At 63.9% G+C, this 18,631-nt stretch carries 20 protein-coding genes; 9 read left to right on the top strand and 11 right to left on the bottom strand.

Annotated features, from left to right (window positions below; all coding sequences use genetic code 11):
• Positions 1-162: 162 nt before the first annotated feature.
• Complete coding sequence (locus NY78_RS03190) at positions 163-1,185, bottom strand: alpha-hydroxy-acid oxidizing protein (RefSeq protein WP_043631540.1); 1,023 nt, start codon at positions 1,183-1,185, stop codon at positions 163-165.
• Positions 1,186-1,418: 233 nt separating this feature from the next.
• Here NY78_RS03190 and NY78_RS03185 point away from each other — a divergent pair, with 233 nt between their 5' ends.
• The 3 genes from NY78_RS03185 to NY78_RS03175 all read left to right on the top strand — a co-directional run bounded on the left by NY78_RS03185 (position 1,419) and on the right by NY78_RS03175 (position 3,480).
• On the top strand, positions 1,419-2,021 hold the full coding sequence (locus tag NY78_RS03185) for a LysM peptidoglycan-binding domain-containing protein (RefSeq protein WP_043631537.1): 603 nt from the start codon (positions 1,419-1,421) through the stop codon (positions 2,019-2,021).
• Positions 2,022-2,052: 31 nt separating this feature from the next.
• The gene (locus NY78_RS03180; RefSeq protein WP_043631535.1) at positions 2,053-2,859 is read left to right on the top strand and encodes a tetratricopeptide repeat protein; all 807 of its coding nucleotides are present in this window, start codon (positions 2,053-2,055) and stop codon (positions 2,857-2,859) included.
• A gap of 159 nt (positions 2,860-3,018) precedes the next feature.
• The gene (locus NY78_RS03175; RefSeq protein ID WP_053062123.1) at positions 3,019-3,480 is read left to right on the top strand and encodes a hypothetical protein; all 462 of its coding nucleotides are present in this window, start codon (positions 3,019-3,021) and stop codon (positions 3,478-3,480) included.
• On the opposite strand, the gene NY78_RS03170 is transcribed toward NY78_RS03175, so the two are convergent.
• From NY78_RS03170 to NY78_RS03160, 3 genes are all read right to left on the bottom strand, one after another.
• Positions 3,477-4,730 (bottom strand): diaminopimelate decarboxylase, encoded by a 1,254-nt coding sequence (locus NY78_RS03170; RefSeq protein WP_043631532.1) that lies wholly within the window; start codon positions 4,728-4,730, stop codon positions 3,477-3,479. The genes NY78_RS03175 and NY78_RS03170 overlap by 4 nt on opposite strands.
• 18 nt (positions 4,731-4,748) lie before the next feature.
• Positions 4,749-5,954, bottom strand: coding sequence for an SLC13 family permease (locus NY78_RS03165; protein ID WP_043631529.1), 1,206 nt, complete (start codon positions 5,952-5,954; stop codon positions 4,749-4,751).
• A gap of 84 nt (positions 5,955-6,038) precedes the next feature.
• Positions 6,039-6,704, bottom strand: a complete 666-nt coding sequence (locus tag NY78_RS03160; RefSeq protein WP_231583721.1) for a carbonic anhydrase — start codon at positions 6,702-6,704, stop codon at positions 6,039-6,041.
• Positions 6,705-6,921: 217 nt separating this feature from the next.
• On the opposite strand from NY78_RS03160, the gene NY78_RS03155 reads away from it, so the two are divergent.
• Positions 6,922-8,400: a fused MFS/spermidine synthase gene (locus NY78_RS03155; RefSeq protein ID WP_043631523.1), complete on the top strand. Its 1,479-nt coding sequence runs from the start codon at positions 6,922-6,924 to the stop codon at positions 8,398-8,400.
• On the opposite strand, the gene NY78_RS03150 is transcribed toward NY78_RS03155, so the two are convergent.
• From NY78_RS03150 to NY78_RS03140, 3 genes are all read right to left on the bottom strand, one after another.
• Positions 8,397-9,161: an exodeoxyribonuclease III gene (locus NY78_RS03150; RefSeq protein ID WP_043631520.1), complete on the bottom strand. Its 765-nt coding sequence runs from the start codon at positions 9,159-9,161 to the stop codon at positions 8,397-8,399. The genes NY78_RS03155 and NY78_RS03150 overlap by 4 nt on opposite strands.
• A gap of 9 nt (positions 9,162-9,170) precedes the next feature.
• The gene (locus NY78_RS03145) at positions 9,171-10,919 is read right to left on the bottom strand and encodes a response regulator (RefSeq protein WP_043631517.1); all 1,749 of its coding nucleotides are present in this window, start codon (positions 10,917-10,919) and stop codon (positions 9,171-9,173) included.
• Positions 10,920-11,036: 117 nt separating this feature from the next.
• Positions 11,037-11,708 (bottom strand): metallophosphoesterase, encoded by a 672-nt coding sequence (locus NY78_RS03140; protein WP_043631515.1) that lies wholly within the window; start codon positions 11,706-11,708, stop codon positions 11,037-11,039.
• A gap of 73 nt (positions 11,709-11,781) precedes the next feature.
• Between NY78_RS03140 and NY78_RS03135 the strand changes: the two genes are divergently transcribed.
• Both NY78_RS03135 and NY78_RS03130 read left to right on the top strand, forming a co-directional pair.
• Positions 11,782-12,417: a 5-formyltetrahydrofolate cyclo-ligase gene (locus tag NY78_RS03135; protein WP_082139871.1), complete on the top strand. Its 636-nt coding sequence runs from the start codon at positions 11,782-11,784 to the stop codon at positions 12,415-12,417.
• Positions 12,417-13,142, top strand: coding sequence for a polyphenol oxidase family protein (locus NY78_RS03130; RefSeq protein ID WP_043631672.1), 726 nt, complete (start codon positions 12,417-12,419; stop codon positions 13,140-13,142). Before NY78_RS03135 ends, NY78_RS03130 begins: the two co-directional genes overlap by 1 nt.
• Here the strand turns inward: NY78_RS03130 and NY78_RS03125 are convergent.
• The 3 genes from NY78_RS03125 to NY78_RS03115 all read right to left on the bottom strand — a co-directional run bounded on the left by NY78_RS03125 (position 13,139) and on the right by NY78_RS03115 (position 16,065).
• Positions 13,139-14,491, bottom strand: coding sequence for an HD domain-containing phosphohydrolase (locus NY78_RS03125; RefSeq protein WP_047959993.1), 1,353 nt, complete (start codon positions 14,489-14,491; stop codon positions 13,139-13,141). The genes NY78_RS03130 and NY78_RS03125 overlap by 4 nt on opposite strands.
• The gene (locus tag NY78_RS03120) at positions 14,484-15,413 is read right to left on the bottom strand and encodes a TIGR01777 family oxidoreductase (RefSeq protein WP_043631511.1); all 930 of its coding nucleotides are present in this window, start codon (positions 15,411-15,413) and stop codon (positions 14,484-14,486) included. Before NY78_RS03120 ends, NY78_RS03125 begins: the two co-directional genes overlap by 8 nt.
• A 79-nt stretch (positions 15,414-15,492) precedes the next feature.
• Positions 15,493-16,065 (bottom strand): DUF4390 domain-containing protein, encoded by a 573-nt coding sequence (locus tag NY78_RS03115; RefSeq protein ID WP_156180854.1) that lies wholly within the window; start codon positions 16,063-16,065, stop codon positions 15,493-15,495.
• Positions 16,066-16,209: 144 nt separating this feature from the next.
• Between NY78_RS03115 and NY78_RS03110 the strand changes: the two genes are divergently transcribed.
• Positions 16,210-16,674 (top strand): 23S rRNA (pseudouridine(1915)-N(3))-methyltransferase RlmH, encoded by a 465-nt coding sequence (locus NY78_RS03110; protein ID WP_043631505.1) that lies wholly within the window; start codon positions 16,210-16,212, stop codon positions 16,672-16,674.
• Positions 16,675-16,695: 21 nt separating this feature from the next.
• Positions 16,696-16,926: a hypothetical protein gene (locus NY78_RS03105; RefSeq protein ID WP_043631502.1), complete on the top strand. Its 231-nt coding sequence runs from the start codon at positions 16,696-16,698 to the stop codon at positions 16,924-16,926.
• Here NY78_RS03105 and NY78_RS03100 read toward each other — a convergent pair.
• Positions 16,887-17,582: a 16S rRNA (guanine(527)-N(7))-methyltransferase RsmG gene (locus tag NY78_RS03100; RefSeq protein ID WP_043631499.1), complete on the bottom strand. Its 696-nt coding sequence runs from the start codon at positions 17,580-17,582 to the stop codon at positions 16,887-16,889. The two genes, NY78_RS03105 and NY78_RS03100, sit on opposite strands and share 40 nt — an antisense overlap.
• 97 nt (positions 17,583-17,679) lie before the next feature.
• On the opposite strand from NY78_RS03100, the gene NY78_RS03095 reads away from it, so the two are divergent.
• On the top strand, positions 17,680-18,630 hold the full coding sequence (locus tag NY78_RS03095) for an ACP S-malonyltransferase (protein WP_043631496.1): 951 nt from the start codon (positions 17,680-17,682) through the stop codon (positions 18,628-18,630).
• Position 18,631 lies beyond the last annotated feature (1 nt).

Here is an 18,631-nt window from a genome sequence, read left to right as displayed (position 1 = left end):
GATCCTGCGGTTCAGCCTAAACACGCATTATCCTTCTACCACACTTCACTGATCGGCGGCAATCCAAACACAGGCCTCGCCCATCTGCACTTGTGGCACAGGAGGGCGAGGCCAGTCACGAGCTGAGTCCGTCTCGGACCCAAACAAAAGAAAGACCTCAAATCAGGGATGCAGCGAGACGATGGTCGAGGAAACTTGGCCGACCGAGGCCGTGCCGGTGAGCAACATGGCGGCCTTGAGTTCGGCCTGCATTTTTTTCAGTAAAAAGGCCACGCCCTCGGCCCCGCCGCCAAAAGCCCCAACGACCAGAGGTCGGCCAACCAGCACCGCATCGGCCCCAAGGGCCAGATATTTGAGGACATCCGCTCCAGAGCGCACCCCGCCGTCGACCAGAATCACCCCCTTGCCTTTGACCGCACGGGCAATGCCCGGCAAGACCTCGGCGGCTCCCGGGGTGTGGTCGAGCACACGGCCGCCGTGGTTGGAGACCACGATGGCGGCAGCTCCGGCCGCAAAGGCTATTTCCGCTTCATCCGGCGTCATGATCCCTTTGACGATAAACGGCAGCGGCGTGGCGGCAACGCAAGCCCGCAGTTCATCCGGCGTTTTCGGCGACACGGGCTGCCCCTTGAGCGCCATGACGGCCAGCCCGGCGCCATCCACATCCATGCCCACAGCCGCCGCCCCGGCCTGGGTGGCCCGGGCCAACAGCGCCAGCACAGCCTCCTGGCCACGCGGCTTGATAAAGGGAATGCCGTGCCCGTCCTGGGCGGTGATGGCCGCCAATCCACTGTCGAACATGGTTGGATCAGCCCCATCACCGCAACAGCCGAGCGTGCCGGCCGCAACCGCGCCGTCGATCATGCGCCGAATGAATTCCGCCTCGGTCAGTCGACCACCCATATTATAGACCACACCGGTCAGGGGGGCTGCCAATATAGGCATGGACAGGCTGCGGCCAAACAGCGTCAGGCCCGTGTCCGCCTCCTTGACGTTGTGCAGGGTGCGCATGACCAGACGGACCCGGGCAAGCGCCTCCAGATTGACCGTGAAGGCCGAACCAGTCCCCATGCCGCCCATGCCCGGAGCTTCTCCGGCACAAGCCCGGCCATTGCACACCGGACACACCCGGCAGTATCCCTTCAGTTCTTCCCTGGCAGTCTTGCGAAGCGTCGAAAGATCCATCACAGCCTCCCGTAAAGCATCAGTAATACGAACTGCCGGCCAGCGCCGACCGCTCATGGTCGTCCTACGCCCGGGCGATGGCGGAGACAAGCCCGGACTCTCAATTCGGTGAAGCGGTTACGAGCTCAATTCCGACTTTTTTTTCACGTGACTTGCCGATTGCCCCCATGGTAAGCGCCTGCTTCGAATGCTGGCGTTTGCGCCGCCTTCTCCAACGCCAAAACGAGGAGCCTATGCGGTCACTCATTGCCTGTTTTGCCCTGATGCTTGTCGTCATGGTCAGCGGATGTTCCGGAGGGGACAAGGATTCCTTCCGCACCGTTGATCACGACAAAAACGGCAGGATCTCCTACGAGGAACTCCTGTTCGTCTTCCCAGACATGACCCCGGACCTGTTCGCCCGCCAGGACACCGATTCCGATGGCGGACTTTCCGAAGCCGAATATGCGGCCTTTATGCAAAGCGACGCCAAGACTGCCGCCAAAACACCGGCCGCGCCGAGTCTGCCTCCGGTGCGTCCCGGTGACGGCAAGCAGATGGCCGTGCCGTTCAAGGGCGAGGAGGTCATTGAGATCCCCGCGCCGTCAAGTGAACCGGCCACGAAGGCCAAGAATGAAAAGGGCCGGAAAGACAAGGATCAAAAGGACGCCAAAGCCAAGCCCGAAACCGGTAAAAAGGTCGAAACTACAACTTATACCGTGCTTCGCGGTGACAATCTTTCGCGCATCGCCCATAAATTCGGCGTCACGGTGGAAGACATCACCCGGGCCAACGGCGACATGCATCCCGACACCTTGCGTGACGGTCAGGTGCTCAACATTCCGGCTCGTCCCTAAGACGCCACCGGATTTCATGAAAGGATTCGTCATGCGACGGCTCGTCTCCCTGACGCTGGCATCGGTTGTCATTTTGGCCGCGACCTCGGCGCACGCCCTGACCCAGGAGGAAATCCTGAAACGCCGCCTGGACAGGATGCAGCAGGTCGATTCCCAGATCCGCGTCGAGGAGCAGCAGCGCCAGGAACAGATGGAGGAAACCACGGCCGGGTTTGGCATCGGTGCTTCCAAGCCGCCCACCGAGACCCTCGTCATGCCTGATCCGGTCCGGCAACCCCACCCGGAACCCAAAAGCGGATTGTTTGACCCCAAAACCAAACCGACGGCCCAACCGACTCCCCAGGTTTCGTCGCCGCCCATGGCGCCACCGCCGGCCGCACAGCCGGCGATGCAGCCCCAATCGACCGCTTCGGCCAAGACAGCGCCGCCGGCCTCGCCTCCGCTCCAGCAACCGGCCGGGGCGGTTGCTCCCCCTCCCCGCGATCCCAAAACAGCCTCCTCCCTGGCGACCATGGCCGCCAAAGCCCAGGCCAGCGGCGACTACCAGACCGCCTTGACCATGCTTGACGAGGCCATTGCCGCCGACCCCAATGATCCAGACCTGCGCAACAACCGGGGCAATGTCATAAGCAACCTGGGCCGGCCCAAGGACGCCCTGGTCGATTATGACCGGGCTATTGCCGCCAAAACGACGGACCCGGCTTTTTTCACCAACCGGGGACTGGCCCACGAACGTCTTGGGAACCGGGATCGGGCTTGCACCGACTATAAAAAAGCCTGTGACCTGGGTGACTGCGAGTTCTATAAAAGCTACAAGAGCGAGGGGAACTGCCGCTGACCGGCAGAAATTGCCACCGGAGCGTCCATTCTGACTGCCTCCCCTTGAGAGTATTGACGTGGATCGTTTCTTGCTAAAGCACAGGCAGCCTTGCAGCCCCCGTCCTTTTCCCGGACTCAAGCCACGTGTGATCCAAGGAGGTACGATCTGCCTGCCAGCGTGCTCATCGTCTGCCCGGACACCATGGAACTGGCGTTCCTGGCCGGGGCCTTATCGGGGCATTTTTCGGTGCTCGCCGCCCATGACGCCGACGAAGCCGCTCGCCTTGTCAAACGTTTCGGCCCTTGCCGGCTGGCCTACCTGACCCTGGACGAGGACTGCGAATCCGCTGTCCGTCTGGTCCGCGACGTGAGCGGCAGCGCCACCCCTGTCTACGCCCTGGTCCACCCGTCCTGCCCGGACACCGTGGGCCGGGCGGCCAACTGCGGCAGCCTTGACGGCGTGTGCCAGCTTCCCATGGCCCCGCCTGCTTTACAGGCCAAGACCCGGGAACTCCTGGGCCTTGACCTCGCCGCCGCCAGCCTGCGTCCCGGCCGCGCCATCCTGACCCGTGAGGAGGTCGATTTCCTGATCGGTCGACCCTTTATCGACCGCCCGGTCAGCAGCCGACCAACCTCCTAGACAGATTCTTCCCGGCCAAGCCAGAACCGCACCACATCCTGCGGTTCTTCCCGCTCCCGAAGCACGGCAAATCGCCCCTGGCGCACCCCCAAAATCCGGGGCATCTGCCGGCTGTTGTAGCGCGACCACATGGAGAGGGTGTACGCCCCGACGTCCCGGACAAGGACGATGTCGCCCGGTTCAATGTCCGGCAACCGGGCCTGCCGGATTGGAAAATCCCCGGAAAAGCACAGCGGTCCGGCCAGATGCCAGATCCCGGCGCGGCCGGTCTTTTCGCGCCCGGTCGGGTCGAGCAGCAGGCTGCGATGCGGCCAGGACTTGGGATTGTAGCATTCCCGCACAAAAAGGTCGGCTCCGAGATGGATCACTGCCGTGCGATGCCCTTTCTGACGCTTGACGTATTCCACCCGGCTGGCCGCCACGGCGCAGGGTGCAGCCACCATCCGGCCAAATTCCGTGACCAGGGCCAGATCGCCGGTAAAGAGCCCCGGGCAGCGCTGCGTCAGGGCCGCGACATAGGCGGCCGGAGTCGGCGGCACGTCGCTGTCGCGGTACCCGGCCGGCAGTCCGCCGCCCAGATCAAAGGTCGTAATCCGTCCCAGGCCCAGCTCCCGATCGATGGTACGCCGCAAATCAAAGACAGCCCCCACCCCGGCCACCAGCAAGTCGAGGGGGCAGCCCTGGGAGCCGACATGGACGTGGAGTCCGCCAAGCCAGGGATAGCGGGCAAAGGCGTCCAGGATCAGCGCCCGTTGCTCCAACGGGACGCCGAATTTCGAATAGCGCCCGGCCACGCTCGTGGCCTTGATGCCCCCAACCCCGGCTTGCGGATTGACTCGCAATCCGGCCCGGGGCGTGACGCCTGTGGCGGCGGCCAGGGCGGCGATGCGCCCCAACTCTGCCAAATTGTCGGCGTTGATATATATCCCCAGTTCAAGCGCCAACCGCAACTCTTCCCCGGTCTTGGCCGGCGAGTCGAACACGATACGCGCCGGAGGAAAGCCGGCGGTCAGGGCCAAATGGATCTCCGGCAATGAGGCCGCCTCAGCCCCAAGGCCAAGCCCGGCCAGAAAGGACAGGATCGGCGGCAGCGGGCAGGCCTTGACGGCAAAAGCGTGGAGGCTGCGCTCCGGAAAAGCCCTGACCAGCCGGGCCACGTTGGCTTCCAGCCGGTCGAGATCATAGAGGAGAATAGCCGTGTCCGTCTCCCGAAAGAAACCGGCCTCAAGAGCCTGTCTGACGTGGTCCACGGGGAGTGCCTCCTGGGCTTAACGCATGAGCCACAGGCCGGAAACAGCCAGCGTGGCCAGGGTGACGGGCAGCGCCACCCTGGCGTGACGGCCAAAGCTCATGGAAACGCCGAGCAACGCGGCCTGATCGGCCACAATGAGATTGGCGATGCTGCCTGGAAGAATCAGGTTGCCGGCCAGGGTGCTGGAGACGGCCAGGAGCGTTGCCTGCTGTGGGCTGCTGTGGCCGGGCAGGAGCAGCATGACGGCCGGGACATTGGAGACGATGTTGGACAGCACGGTCGTGACGGTAAAGAGCCACACCGGCTGGCCAAGGTCGATGCCCACGGCCGCCACCCACCGGTAGGCTGCATCCAACAGGCCCGCAGCCGCCACCTCGCGGTTGACCACGAACAGGCCAAGAAACAGCAACAGCAACTGCCAGTCGACCAGGGCCAGGGTCTCGCGCGAGGCCATGCGCCGGCTGAGCAACAAGACGGCCGCACAGCCAAGGGCTGCGTTCTCCCGGGGCATGCCGCCCCAGACAAAAACCGCCATGCAACAGCCCAGGGCCAGCAGTCCCTTGCCCGACTGCCACCGGGAAAATATCGGGGAGGCAATGGCCAGCACCACCGTAGGACCGCTGAAGCGTCCTCGAAACCCCCATACCGTTCCGGCATAGGCTAGAAGCAGGCTTGCCGCCACGCACGGCCACACCTCAAGCATATAGCCGCCAAAGGAAAGGCGGGCCACTTGGCCGATAAGCATGTTCTGGGGATTGCCGATAAGGGTGGCGGCCGAACCGATGTTGGCGGACAGGGCCAGACCAATAAGGTAGGGCAAGGGGTTGAGTCCCCTGGCCAGGGTGGCTTCCACGAGAATCGGCGTCATGGCCAGACAGACGATGTCATTGGCCAACAGGGCGGACAAGACTGCGGCGGCGGCCATGACGCGGGCCAGAAGGCCGGCCGGAGTGGCAGCGCTGGCCACGAGCGCCCGGCTGACCCGGGAGTAGAAACCGCCCAGGCGCAACTGGGCTGAAACCACCATCAGTCCGAACAGCAGGGCCAGGGTCGGGACGTCGGCCGCGCCCCAGGCCTCGGCCACGGTCATGTTCCCGGCGGCCACCAGGACAAGCGCCCCGAGTACGGCCGCGCCGGTCCGGTCCAGGGCCAGCCCGGGCAGGCGGCCAAGGATCATGGCGGCATAGACCACAATGAAAACGACGAGGACAACGATAGGCACGGGGTAAGGCCCTAATCAGGTTCGCCGGGAAAGTCCAAAAAAAAGGCGGCCCCAAAGGAGCCGCCCGGAGAGGACAACAGAAGGCTAGTTGCCAAGCAGCTTGGCGTTGGACGGATGCTCGCCCAGCCAGTGGATGTCGCCGGAATCAATATCATAGAGCGCCCCGACGACCTTCAATTTGCCATCGGCGGCCATCTTCTTGAGCAGCGGGCTGTTGGCGTACATGTCGCTGATTGACTGCCAGACATTGGCCTCGATGGAACGGTTGATCAGCTCGTCCAGATCGGCCGAGGCAAAACGATTTTTCACGCCAGCCACCGCCGGAACGATGGGGGCCACGAGCTTGCCGATGTTTTCCGTGACATGCTCGCCTTTGACCACCGCCGTCACCGCGCCGCATTTGGTATGGCCCAGGACCACGACGAGGGGGACGCCCAGATGTTCGGCCCCGTATTCGATGGTGCCGATCTCATCGGTGTTGGCCACGTTGCCGGCCACGCGCACCACGAAAACATCGCCCACGCCCTGGTCGACAATTGCTTCCACCGGAACCCGGGAGTCGGCGCAGGCCAGGACCGTGGCAAAGGGATGCTGGCCGCCCACCGTCGTCTCGTGCCGTCGGGCGGCGTCCTGGCGGGGGGTCACGGCAGCGCCGGCCACAAAGCGGGTATTGCCTTCCTTGAGGCGGCTCAGGGCCTCGTCGGCCGTGATGCCGGCCCCGCCGGAAAAGGCCAGGGCCGTTGTCGCCATACAAAGCGTCCAAATCACCACAGTCATCGCTGTCATGTTCCGTCTCATCCGATTCCTCCCTGCCTGGGTGTAAAATGGAAATTTTCCCATCCTAGCGCACAGGCCCGGTCCTGGTCAAAAACATTTCGCCAAGGCCCCTTTACGTCCAGGGGGGCCGCCGGGTATCATCGGGTATTGCTGAATAATGCCTGGATCGTAGGGCATAGCGGAGCCTGTAATGCTTCAACTTGTCGTTTTTGGCTGCGGCGCGGCGGTCATGGTCCTGGAAATTGTCGGGGCACGCATCCTGGCCCCGTTTCTCGGGACCTCGATTATAGTCTGGACCGGACTGATCGGCGTGGTCATGGCCAGCCTGTCCCTGGGCTACTGGCAGGGCGGGCGCATCGCCGACCGCCATCCCACGGTCCGGGCCTTGTCCGTGGTCATCCTGTTGGCCGCTGTCCTGACAGCCGCCACCGCCGTTACCAAGGCCCTGCTCCTGGCCTTCCTGGCCGGGCACGGCCTGGGACCGCGCCTGGGAGTCATTGCCGCCGCCCTGCTCCTGTTTGCCCCGGCGGCCGGGCTGCTTGGTATGGTGTCGCCCTTTGCCGTACGCCTGACCCTGCGGGACGCGGCCACGGCCGGAGCTACGGCCGGACGTCTCTATGCCCTTTCGACTCTGGGCAGCATCGTCGGCACCTTCGCTGCCGGGTTCGTCCTGGTGGCCGCTCTGGGGTCCACCACCATTTTGTTGGTCACGGCGGGATTTCTGGCCGCCCTTTCCCTGGCCCTCTCCCGCACGGACATCCGGGCCAAAGTTGCCGTTGCCGGGATAATCCTGCTGTGCGGCCTGTGGCTGACGGCTCAGGACGCCATGCTGGCCGAGGCCGGCATCCACGACGTGGACACCGCCTATGGCCGGGTGTTGGTCTATCAGGGAATGGACCCGGCCTCGGGCCGGCCCATCCGGGTTATGACGACCGGCCCGGCGCGCTACCAATCCGCCATGTATCCCGATGCCCCGGACGAACTGGCCCTGGACTACGCCCACTTCTTTGCCCTGGGCCTGGAAATGGCCCCGTCAGCCCCCAGCGTGCTCATCATCGGCGGCGGGGCCTACACGTTCCCCCGCCATGTCCTGGCGAAACGGCCCCAAGCCGTCGTCACAGTGGTCGAACTCGACCCCGGGGTGACGGCATTGGCTTCCCGGCACTTCGGTCTTGCCCCGCATCCGGGCCTGACCATCCTCCACGAGGACGCCCGCATGGTCATAAACCGTTCAGGCGGCCCCTATGACCTCATCTACCTCGACGCCTTTGGCACGGACTACGCCCCCCCCTTTCATCTGGTGACCCGGGAGGCGGCCATGCGTCTTAATGCCCAGCTCGCCCCGGGCGGCACAGTCATGGTCAATGCCATCGGCCCAATTGCGGGCGACGGATCGCGGTTCATCCGCTCCCTGGCCGCCACCTTTGCCGCCGTCTTTCCCGATGTGGCCCTCTACGCCCTGGGCCGTCCCGATGCAGCCATGGCGGCCCAAAACGTCATCCTGGTGGCCAGAAACCACCCCACCCCCATGCCTGAATCCAAGGATTCGCAATTGCGGCGTTTTCTGGACCAGCGTCTTGATCCCGCTCTGGGGGCCGATGGCGTGGTGCTTACCGACGAGTATGCGCCGGTGGAATGGATGTGCGCCTGGCTTTTTAAAAACGACTAACGGCAGTCGAGCTCAAGTCCGACCGGGCAATGGTCGGACCCCAGGACCGAAGACTCGATCCAGGCCCGTTTGACCTTGGGCCGCAGCTCCTCGGACACAAAGAAATAGTCGATGCGCCAGCCCACGTTGCGATCCCGGGCCTTAAAGCGGTAGTCCCACCACGTATAGTGGTCTGGACCGGGTTCGAACAGGCGAAAGGTGTCCACGTAGCCGGCGGCCGTAAACCGGTCGAGCCAAGCCCGTTCCTCGGGCAGAAACCCCGACGTCTTCTCGTTGGCCTTGGCGTTTTTAAGATCAAGGGCGGTGTGGGCGGTGTTGAAGTCGCCGCAGACCACAATGGGCTTCTGGCGACGCAGGGCCTCGGCATGGGCCAGAAAAGCCTCGTAGTAGCCAAGTTTGTAGGCCAGACGCTCGGGTCCCCGGCCACCGTTGGGAAAGTAGACGTTAAAAAAATAAAATTCCTCGAATTCCAGCTGCAACAGCCGCCCCTCTCCGCCAAAAGCGGCATCGGGCAATTCCATGGCAATCGACAACGGCTCCACCCGGTACAGGCAGCCCACGCCGGAATACCCTTTTTTTACTGTGGAACTCGACCAGACGGCCTTATAGTCGTTCGTACCGGCAAAATCCGCCTCATGCCCGGGCTGAATCTTGGACTCCTGCACCCCGGCCACATCCGCGCCGCTGCCGGCAAGCCATTCCCAGAATCCTTTCTGCACCACTGCCCGCAGGCCATTGACATTCCAACTGAGTAAAATCATAAAAAAATCCTATTCCGCTTTCGTAAGCTCATGCGCCTCGCTGCTTGCATCAAACATGGCCAGAAACGAGGCTGCACAGGTCGGACAGAACTGTCGCCCAGCCTCTTCCCGAAGAATAGCCAAGGCCCGGTCGAGCTCCATACCCTGGCGGTACGGTCGGTCGGTGGTCATGGCGTCAAAAGCGTCGGCGATGGCGATGATGCGTGCCCCAACAGGGATTTCCTCACCCATGATGGCGGTTGGATACCCCTGGCCGTCCCACCGCTCGTGATGGAGCAAAATAAGCGGCAGGACAGGGGACAGAGAGACAATGGGACGCAGGATTTCCGCGCCGATGACGGCGTGTTCCTGGATACTGGCATATTCCTCGGGCGTCAGCCGGCCGGGTTTGAGCAGGACCGCGTCGCGCACCCCGATCTTACCGATGTCGTGCAGATTGGCCCCGATTTCCAGATTGCGCAGCACGTTGTCGTCAAGGCCCATGGCCCGGCCCAGACGCATGGCCATGCGCGACACCCGGGCGGTGTGGCCCTTGGTGTACTCGTCCCGGGCCTCCAGCGCGGTAATCAGAGCCGACATACTCGACAAGACGTGCTCGTGCTCTTTTTTCAGATGGCGATAGCTCTCGCCCAGGAGTTGCTCCACCACAAGCAGCATCTTTTCCACATCAAAGGGTTTGACGAAATAGCGCGACACCCCAAGCCGTTCGCCGCGTTTGATGTCGCTGACATGCCCCCGGGTGCTCATGATGACCACCAGGGTGTTGCGCAGTTCCGGATGGTCCCGAATGCGCTCGCACAGGGCATACCCATCCATTTCCGGCATCTCGATGTCGGTCACGACCACGTCGGGATGTTCCGCCAAAGCGATTTGAAGGGCTGTGGTCCCATTTTCGGCCGTCAGGACACAATGACCGTTTTTGATGAAGCTGTGGCGCAAGAGCTCGCGAATGAGCTTGCTGTCGTCAACGACCAAAATTTTATTGTGCCGTTTGCGTTCGGCCACATCCAGATGTTCGGAAACTTTGCTGGCGAGCATCTCGGCGGTAAAGGATTTGAGCAGATAGTCGTCGGCTCCGCAGGAAAAGGCCGTATCCATGTCGATGGGGTTGTCGCTGCTCGACAGGATAATGACCGGCAGATAGCGCTCGTGGTTGTCTTCCTTGAGGCGACGGCACAGTTCGAGTCCCGACATGCCCGGGAGCAGGACGCTGGTCAGCACCAGCTCAAAGGAGCGTTTGCGGCATAGGGCCAGGGCCGCTTCGGCATGATGGGCGGACACGACCCGGAAACCGCTCCCGGCCAGGGCCGCCCGGACCACATGGAGCAGCGTCCGGCCGCCATCGACGAATAAAATCTCCCGAGCCCCTGTTGCCGGCAGGCGCTGGGTCAGCGTTTGTTTGCATTCGCCGATCACCTGGGCCAGATTCAGGCGATTGACCGGGTGGACGTCGTCGCCCAGAGGATGGCAGGCTAGGTCGCGCTCCTCCTGGGTTTCATCAAACGGACGCAGACAGAGTACCGGCAGCTCCCGGCCCCAAACCGCGCCGGCAGCCCGGACATGCTCAAGAATTTGGCCGCACTCGATACCGGCATAGGAATCCTGGATAAGCACGACATCAGGCGGGGGATCAGCGGCGGCCAAGGCGGTGGTCGCCTCTTCCGGAGACAAAAAAGCGTACTCAACCTCGGTTGTGAGGTAGATCTTGCTGAGAAACGCCCGGTAAAAGACGATATCGATGATGCTTAAGACACGCATCGACAACTCCGAAAAGGCAGTCCCCGCCTAGCCGCCGCCTCTTGCCGCAGGATCGAAGCGACCCAGGGCTGCCCCCCGTTCAAGAGCACGCCCCTGGCGCGTTGGCGTCGGCAAGGGTCATACAATACGGCCCAGACGGGCGGTTAGTCCCTGCGGTCCCAGTTCGATGCGGGCATACCCGCCGGCGGCCAGGGCTCCGGGGTTGACGACGAGCGTACGGCCAAGGGTGTCCACAGCTATGGATTCGTGAATATGACCGGTCAGACAGACCTCAGGCTGGACGCGCTCGATGAAATCGCGCACGGCCTGGCTGCCGACATGGGCGCCGGCGCCAACTTTGTCGGCGGCGGTGTTGATGGGAGGCGTGTGGGAAACGAGCACCAAATGCGGACAATGCGCCACGGTTTCATAGGCAGCTTCAAGCCAGGCGGCGATCTGATCCTCACCAGCCTCGCTTGGCGTGCCGAAAGGGGTTGGCGTGGACCAGCCACAGCCGAAAAATCCCACGCCTTGGGCAGTGACCCGGCCGGTGGCGTGCATGTTGATGCCTTCCGCCGTGAGGTAGCCGTCCACCTCGGCCTTATCCATGTTGCCAATCTGGGCCAGGATGACGGGGTTTGCGCCGCGAACGGCCTCAATGACCCGTTTGGCTGCGGCCACGCCGCCTTTGATGGTCAGATCGCCGCTCACAACAATGCCCAAGGCGCTCCCAAAGTCGGGGATTCGCCCCAGAATCGAGACGTCGTCGTGGATATCGCCCACGCCTATCCAAAAAGCCTTGCCGGTCATCCCTGCCTCCGTCAGCCTATTACACGCTCCCGCTCTTCCCTTGGCGGGATTCCCTTGCTAGTATGAAACGGTTGTGAAAACATTGCAACCAGATCAGCCTGCCGGAGGCGGCCAGCGGCACAGCGACTCTGCCGACAAGGATGTGTTGCGCCGCCGGATGCTGGCTAGGCGCGCCGCCCTTTCAGATGAGGACGCGGCCAAGGCCAGCCAGATTGTGGCCGCGCAGGTGGTGTCCCTGCCCGCGTACCGCAACGCCCGGGAAATTGCCGCCTATCTGCCGATTAAAAATGAAGTGGACGCTGCCATCGTGGGCAGGCAGGCCCTGGCCGACGGCAAGCGGCTGCTCTTGCCCCGATGTCGCCAGGACGCCCCGGGCCTGCTCGACCTGGGCTGCGTCGCCTGCCTGTCCGATGTCGTCCCCGGCCGCTACGGCATCCTGGAACCCCGGCAGGCGATCTGTCGCCCGCCCGAAGCCTTTGCCCCGGATCTGATTCTGGTCCCCGGACTGGCCTTTGACCAATCCGGCAACCGGCTGGGATTTGGCGGCGGCTACTACGACCGGCTGCTGGCCCTGCCCATAGCAGCCGCTGCCTTTGTCGTCGGCCTGGGCTACGCCTTCCAGCTCCTCGACCACCTTCCAGCCGAGTCCTGGGACCGGCCGGTCAACGCCGTCGTCACCGACCGGCAAACCCTCCACATACCATCATGATGCACTGCATTCCCTTTGTCTTCCCCGACATCCCGAACGTGGCCTGCGCCTTTGGCCTGGGTCCGGACACCATGGCCTTTGCCGGCGGTTCCGATCCGGCTGCAGTGACGGCGCTGCGCACCGCCCTCAAGGCCGAACTGGGTTTTACCGCCTGGCATTCCCTGCGCCAGGTGCACGGCGTGGATTTAATTTTCGAGCCGGAGTTCGAGACGCTCGACCGCCCCAGCATCGAGGCCGGCGACGGCCTGACCGAAACCCGTCCCGGCCATGCCCTGGCCATCAAGACGGCCGACTGTCAGCCGGTGCTTGTCGCCCATGCCTCAGGGCGCTACGTCATGGCCCTGCATGTGGGCTGGCGGGGCAATGTCCAGAATTTCTGCGCCCGGGCCGTACGCTCGTTTTGCGTGCGTTACGGACTGTCTCCGCATGAGCTTTCGGCCGTGCGCGGCCCGAGCCTTGGCCCGGGGGAGTCGCAGTTCACTGCCTTTGCAAGCGAATTCGGCGAGAAGTTCCGGCCCTACTACGACCACCGCACCTGCCGGGTCGATTTATGGCGTCTGACCCGGGACCAGCTCATTGCCGCCGGCCTGGATCGGGACCGTATTTATGCCCTGGATCTGTGCACCAAAAGCCTGCCGCAGTTTTTTTCCTACCGCCGCGACAAGACCACCGGCCGGCAGGCCAGTCTCATCTGGATTCGGGAACAAGGGAATCCGGCGACCTAGAACCGGTAGCCGTCGCGCAGAAAGAGCTCCAGGCAGCAATCGACCACGTCAGGGTCGTAGAGGCGGCCCCGGCCGGACCGGATTTCGGCCAGAGCCGCCTCGCGCCCTGGGGCCACCCGGTAAGGGCGATGGGAATTCATGGCCTCGACCACATCGGCCAGGGCCAGGATGCGCGAGGCCATAAGCACGGCCTCCGGTCCCAGGCGGCCGGGATAGCCGGACCCGTCCATGCGTTCGTGATGCTCAAGGACCATGCGGGCCACGGGCCAGGGAAAGGGAATGTCTTTCAGGATTTCATGGCCAACGGCGCAGTGGCCGTGCACGATGCCCATTTCCATGGCATTTAAGGCTTCGGGCTTGGCCAAAATTTCGGAAGGCACGTGAATCTTGCCGATATCGTGGACCAGGCCGGCCACCCGGATGCCTTCGCATTCTTCTTCGGACAAACCGAGCCGGCCGGCCAGGGCGGCGGCCAGATGGGACACGCGCTGCTGATGTCCGGCAGTGAAGGGATCCCGTTTTTCCGAGGTCACGGTCAGGGCGTTGACGGTCTCGGTCAGGGCACAGCGCAGGTTGGCCACGGAGTCACGCAAGGCCCGCTCGGCCGCCTGCCGCAGGCTGACGTCGCGAAAGACCACCACCGTGCCAAGACTCGTCCCCCGGGCGTCCAGGATCGGCGAAGTGGTCTGTTCCACCGGCACATCGTGTCCTCCCGGGCAGTGCAGTACGGCAACTTCCCGTTCAGTCGCGCCATTGGCCTCCCCCGGGGTGGCCCGGTACACCACGTCCAAGGGTTGGCCGACGATGGCTGCGGCAGGTACGCCCAGCAGGCGTTCGGCCGCCGGGTTGGCAAACACGACATGGCCTGTCTCGTCTGCGGTGAGCAGTCCTTCGCCCAGGCATTTGAGGGTAACGGCAGTGAGCCGCTCGGTCTTGGCCAGCTTGCGTTCCATACGCGATTTGTACAGGGCAATTTCCAGAGCGCTTTGCAATTCACGCTCTTCGAAGGGCTTTATGAGGTAGCCGTACGGACCAGCCCCGCCGGCCCGGCGCAACGTGGCCCGGTCGGAGTGGGCGGTCAAAAACACCACTGGCACGGCGTAGCGATCACGGATACACGCCGCCGCTTCAACGCCGTCCATCTTCCCGGCCAGCATGATGTCCATGAGGATCAGATCCGGGACGAGTTCCCCTGCCATGTCCACCGCTTGCTCGCCGGTGTCGGCAATGCCGACCACGGCGTAGCCCAGTCGGGTCAACCGGTGACGCACGTCTATAGCCACTACGGCTTCATCCTCGACGACGAGGACGCGCGCTGCGCTGGTCGCGTCCGAATCGGTGTCAGGCATGGGGGGCATCCGGACCGCCGAGGATATCGTCCAGGGCAGCGGCGAGGGTTGGAAAACGAAAGGAAAATCCCAGGCGCAGCAACTCGTGGGGCACGATGCGCGCACCCTGTAAAAAAAGTTCCTGGGCCATCTGGCCGAGAGCCAAGCGCAGCACGGTCTCCGGAATACGCAGCCGGGACGGGCGCGCCAGGGCCTTGCCGATGGCGGCGGCCAGATCTTCCTGGGTCACGGCTTCAGGAGCGGCCAGATTATAGGGACCCACGGCCTCCTCGCGCTCAAGGAGGAAGCGGATGGCCCGAACTTCGTCGTCAAGGTGAATCCAGGGAAACCACTGGCGGCCAGAGCCCAGCGGACCGCCGAGAAAAAAGCGGTACGGGGCCAGCATCCGGGGCAAAGCCCCGCCGCCGCGGCCCAAAACGACGGCTGTTCGCAACAGGACCCGACGAACGCCCAGGGCCGAAGCCACGGCCGTGGAGGCTTCCCACTCTCCAGCCACATCGGCCAGAAACCCCCGCCCCCGGGGAGCGTCCTCAACGGTCAGCACCTCGCCCCGGTCGCCGTAATACCCGACAGCCGAGCCTTGGAGCAGCGCCGCCGGTTTGGCGTCCACGCGTCCAAGGGCGTCCATGACGGCCCGGCCGGCCGCCACGCGACTGTTCAGAATGCGGGCCTTCCTGGCTTTGGTCCAATAGCCCGAGGCAATGTTCTCCCCGGCCAGATTGACCAGGGCGAAGGCCCCCTCCAGATGGTGCGCCCATCCCTGTCCGCTCTTCCCGTCAAAAGGGGCGAAGACCACGCCGCCGGCCGGCGGCCGATTCCCCCCGCGGCGCGAGACGACCACGACCTCGTGCCCGTCCCCGACCAGCGAACGGGTCAATGCCCGGCCAATAAAGCCCGAGCCGCCGAGGATGACCACGCGCATACAGGAGCCCCCTTGCCGCACCAGGACGGTTGAGGCCCATTATACGTGATCCCGGGAGGATGGCAACTGACTGCAGGATTCAGTAGGTGAAATCGAGCTGGTAGGAAACAGGGCGGACGGCGTCGAAGGACCAGAAAAAAAGACCCTTTTTAATCCACGGGGAAACATCCGGGCGGCCCAGGGCCAAATCGAGAGTAAGGACGTAGGTCACCCCTCGTTCCAGACGGTCCCAGGAACCGAGATCAATCAGTATTTCATTGAGATGCTTGCGGAAAAGGACTCCCAGATCCTTGTCGGCCATGGGTCCCTGGCCGGGCAGGGTGACGACGAAGTCGCCGCTTTTGAGCCGACGCAGTTCGCTTTCCCAGACAGCGCTGCTGACTTCCTGGTTCCAGACATAGTCGCGTTTCTGGGCCAGTCGGGCACGACAATGCAGGGCCAGGCGTTCGCCAGAGGCCAAAAACTGCGTGATGCGCTCCAACCCGGAAGGTTCGATGCCAAAGCGCACCCGAATCCGGCCTTCATAGTTGTTGAGCACCAGATTGGTCAGTAACAGTTCCTGAGCCTGTGCCGGGGAGAACGCGCCAGAAAAGGCGACCATGGTCAGAGCCAGGACACTGATGGCGGCAACGCACCGAAGCTGTCTGCCCATACCTGCCAAAAAAGACATGCCTCTCCCAAACACCGTGTGTTCATATCCGGCGCATACCCGCCTAATCCATGGCGGCCGCTTTGACAACTGCCCGCCCCCTCGGCTAACACCCGCCGAAAGCCAGCCCATTGGACGCCATCTCCCATGAAACCGATTCGCCTGATCGTCATCGGCCAGACCAAGGCCCCGTATTTCCGCGACGCCTGCGCTCATTATCTGGACGCCCTGCGCCGCTATCTGCCGGCCGAGGAGGTGGTGGTGCGCGACGGCAAATCCGCTGACCCGGCCCGGCGGAAGGCCGAGGAGGCCAAGAGCCTGCTGGCGCGCCTTGGTCCCCGCGATTTCCTGGTGGTCCTGGACGAGCACGGCCATTCCCTGCCCTCGCGCGAACTGGCGGGCAAGCTTCGCGGCATGATCGAAGACCCGGGCCGCGCCCCATGCTTTGTCGTCGGCGGCGCGTTTGGCCTGGACGCGATCGTTCTTGCCCGGGCCGATTGCACGCTGGCCCTGGGGCCGGGCACCTTGCCCCACGAACTGGCCCGGGTGGTCCTGTACGAACAACTCTACCGGGCAGCGGCCATCAATGCCGGCGCGCCCTATCACCACTAACACATCCAGGCGGTACCAGCTATGCCTCTGCCCCTTATTGATGCGAACTATCTGACCAAACTACGCCAGTATTTCGAATCCGGCGACTTGGCCTTTGACTTTGAAAACGCCGCCGAAGCCGACAAAGGCGAAATCCTGGATTTTCTGGAAGCGCTCATGGATCTGGCCGAGGTCGCCGACGCCACAGCCACCCGCCTCATCTTCAAGGACGCCTATATGGAAGCGGCCGAGGGCGTAAACAGCGACATATAGCGGGGTTTGCCGGCGACGGCATAGCTGCCCGTGGCCGCCACGGCAAACTCCGGCGGCGTTTCCGTTGCCGGCGTCGGCGAGCCGGTCATGGTCAAAACAGCCATGGGCCGGCGCACCAGCCCGCGGCAGATGCCCAGAAACTGGGGCCACGGGGCAAAGGCGCGGCTGATGCACAGAACAAAGGCCTCGGGCCGGGCAGCCAGAATCGGCGGCGCCGTGGCCTCCACCCGTCCCTCGGCCACGCTCATGCCGGCAAGGCCCAACCGGGCCACGGCCTCGCCCAGAAAAACGGAACGCTTTTGTCTGGCCTCAAGCAGGACATAGTCGCCGCGGTTCCAAAAAGCCCGCAAGGGGATGCCCGGCAAGCCGGCCCCGGCCCCGAAATCCAGCGTCAGCAGGGTCTGGCCCGCCATGGGCAGGATACCCGCCCCCGGCCCGGCAAGAAAATCGGCCACATGCCAGGAATCGGCCACCAGGGTTTCCAGGACGTCCTGCCACTGCGACGGCCCGACCAGATTGACTTTGCTGCTCCAGCGGCCAAGCAGCGCCAGATAGCCCGCGAGCAACCCGGCCTGCTCCGGAAGAAGCTCCCGGCCCAGCCGGGCCGCCTCACGCCGAACAGCCGGAGCGTCCGGTCCCGTTAGTCCTTGCCTCATCCGCTCCTCCCTGTCTAAATTGACCATTGCACATTTGAGCCCGTTGCTCTACCAATCGCGGCCGAAATGACGCGAAAAGCTCTAAGGAGACTCGAACGTGAGCGCAACCCAAAACCGTCTGGCTGTCCTTTTCCCCGGCCAGGGTTCCCAGGAAAAAGGCATGGGCCGTACCCTGGCCGAGACGTCGGCCGAAGCGGCCGAACTGTGGCTCCTGGCGGAAAAGGCTTCCGGCCTGCCGCTTCGGGAAATCTACTGGGAAGGCGATGAATCGGCCATGGCCGACACGCGCGCCTTGCAGCCGGCCATGACCGCCGTGACGCTCGGCCTGTGGTTTCATCTCAAATCGAAACTGTCCCCCATCGTGGGGTTTGCCGGCCACAGCTTGGGGGAATATGCCGCCCTGGCCGCTTCTGGAATGCTCGAAGTCCCGGCTGTTTTTGAACTGACCAGTCTTCGCGGCCGGCTCATGGCCGAGGCTGACGGCGGCGACGGCAAGATGGCCGCGGTGCTGAAGCTGTCCCTGGACGACATCGAGGATGTCGTGCGCACGGCGGCCGAGTCGAGCGGCCAGGTGCTCCTTATCGCCAACTACAACTCCCCGGGCCAGTTCGTGATCTCCGGCGCTGCCCCGGCCGTCGAGGCCGCCGGCGTCCTGGTCAAGGAGCGCAAGGGCCGGGCCGTGCCCCTGGCCGTCAGCGGCGCTTTTCACAGCCCGCTTATGGCCGAACCGGCTGCCGAACTGGAAAAAGTCCTTCGCCGCAGCGGGCTTCGCGCCCCGTCCGTGGCCCCGGTTTTTCACAACGTCACCGGTGCGCCCGAGCCCGATGAAGCCAAGGCCCTGGACCTCATGTGTCGGCAGATGACCTCCCAGGTGCGCTGGATCGACACCGTCGCCGCCTTGTGGCAGGCCGGAGCGCGCACCTATGTCGAGCTTGGTCCCAAAGGCGTCCTGACCAAGCTTTTGGCTGCCAACCTGAAGGCATTCGACGAACCCTATACCGCCCTGGCCGTGGCCTCGCCTGCCGACGCCGCCGCCCTGGAGATTTGAT

Origin of the sequence: Desulfovibrio sp. TomC (assembly GCF_000801335.2) — a bacterium.
GTDB lineage: Bacteria > Desulfobacterota > Desulfovibrionia > Desulfovibrionales > Desulfovibrionaceae > Solidesulfovibrio.
Note: the sequence above shows the minus strand (reverse complement) of the source record. Positions and strands in the feature narration are given on the sequence as shown.

Coding starts and splice junctions, on each gene's coding strand:
- NY78_RS03190 (WP_043631540.1), bottom strand. CDS start 1,185: ATGGATCTTTCGACGCTTCGCAAGACTGCCAGGGAAGAACTGAAGGGA.
- NY78_RS03185 (WP_043631537.1), top strand. CDS start 1,419: ATGCGGTCACTCATTGCCTGTTTTGCCCTGATGCTTGTCGTCATGGTC.
- NY78_RS03180 (WP_043631535.1), top strand. CDS start 2,053: ATGCGACGGCTCGTCTCCCTGACGCTGGCATCGGTTGTCATTTTGGCC.
- NY78_RS03160 (WP_231583721.1), bottom strand. CDS start 6,704: ATGGCGACAACGGCCCTGGCCTTTTCCGGCGGGGCCGGCATCACGGCC.
- NY78_RS03155 (WP_043631523.1), top strand. CDS start 6,922: ATGCTTCAACTTGTCGTTTTTGGCTGCGGCGCGGCGGTCATGGTCCTG.
- NY78_RS03150 (WP_043631520.1), bottom strand. CDS start 9,161: ATGATTTTACTCAGTTGGAATGTCAATGGCCTGCGGGCAGTGGTGCAG.
- NY78_RS03145 (WP_043631517.1), bottom strand. CDS start 10,919: ATGCGTGTCTTAAGCATCATCGATATCGTCTTTTACCGGGCGTTTCTC.
- NY78_RS03140 (WP_043631515.1), bottom strand. CDS start 11,708: ATGACCGGCAAGGCTTTTTGGATAGGCGTGGGCGATATCCACGACGAC.
- NY78_RS03130 (WP_043631672.1), top strand. CDS start 12,417: ATGCACTGCATTCCCTTTGTCTTCCCCGACATCCCGAACGTGGCCTGC.
- NY78_RS03125 (WP_047959993.1), bottom strand. CDS start 14,491: ATGCCTGACACCGATTCGGACGCGACCAGCGCAGCGCGCGTCCTCGTC.
- NY78_RS03120 (WP_043631511.1), bottom strand. CDS start 15,413: ATGCGCGTGGTCATCCTCGGCGGCTCGGGCTTTATTGGCCGGGCATTG.
- NY78_RS03115 (WP_156180854.1), bottom strand. CDS start 16,065: ATGGGCAGACAGCTTCGGTGCGTTGCCGCCATCAGTGTCCTGGCTCTG.
- NY78_RS03110 (WP_043631505.1), top strand. CDS start 16,210: ATGAAACCGATTCGCCTGATCGTCATCGGCCAGACCAAGGCCCCGTAT.
- NY78_RS03105 (WP_043631502.1), top strand. CDS start 16,696: ATGCCTCTGCCCCTTATTGATGCGAACTATCTGACCAAACTACGCCAG.
- NY78_RS03100 (WP_043631499.1), bottom strand. CDS start 17,582: ATGAGGCAAGGACTAACGGGACCGGACGCTCCGGCTGTTCGGCGTGAG.